The sequence below is a fragment of the Paenibacillus germinis genome, from assembly GCF_013141785.1.
Taxonomy (GTDB): Bacteria; Bacillota; Bacilli; order Paenibacillales; family NBRC-103111; genus Paenibacillus_E; species Paenibacillus_E phytorum.
Map to the genome: position 1 here is coordinate 1 of NZ_WHOC01000052.1, position 785 is coordinate 785.

Here is a 785-nt window from a genome sequence, read left to right on the forward strand (position 1 = left end):
ATGGATATTCTAGATCTATGGAGGTGTGTTTTAGCAATGGAAAAACAATTTTTCGATGTGGCAATTATTGGCGGCGGACCGGCTGGGTTGAACGCCGCCTTGGTGCTTGGGAGGGCAAGGAAAAAGGTGGCGTTGATCGATGCAGGCCGTCCCCGCAACGCTGTGACTCGCGAGGTCCACGGGTTTCTTACCCGTGACGGGATCAGTCCGAGCGAGTTTCGGCGAATTGCGATGGAAGAGATCAGCGCCTATCCCTCCGTATCATTCGTGGCGGATACGGCGGTGTCGATCGTGGGAACCGACGGCCAGTTTCAAATTGAGACGGGGCAAGGACAAACTTTTGCAAGCAAAAAAGTATTGTTTGCCGTCGGCATGAAGGATCAGCCGCTGGGCATTCCTGGACTGGCGGAGGTATACGGGAAAAGCGCTTTCGTCTGCCCGTATTGCGACGGCTGGGAGTTAAGGGATCAGCCGCTTGTCATCATTACGAAGGGGGCTGAGCTTATGCATTTCGCTCCACTCATATCCGGATGGACGAACCGTTTTACCGTCTGCACGAATGGCCCCGATGAACTGACAGATGACGAGCGCGAGGAGCTCCAGCGCAATCATGTGCCTCTGTTCGACTCGCCGATCCGGCACATCGACTCTAGCGACAGGATCGTTCGGCAAGTCATTCTCGAAGACGGGACGACCGTTCCATGCACGGGGATCTTTTTCAAACCGGATCTGGTTACAGGATCGGACTTGCCGCAAACGATCGGATGCGAGATTACGGAATGGGG

General features: G+C 54.9%; 1 protein-coding gene. It reads left to right on the forward strand.

The genetic code is table 11. The features are described 5' to 3' along the window. Positions 1-36: 36 nt before the first annotated feature. Positions 37-785 (forward strand): NAD(P)/FAD-dependent oxidoreductase (locus GC102_RS10680; protein WP_171689509.1); only part of this gene is annotated, 749 nt, incomplete at its 3' end.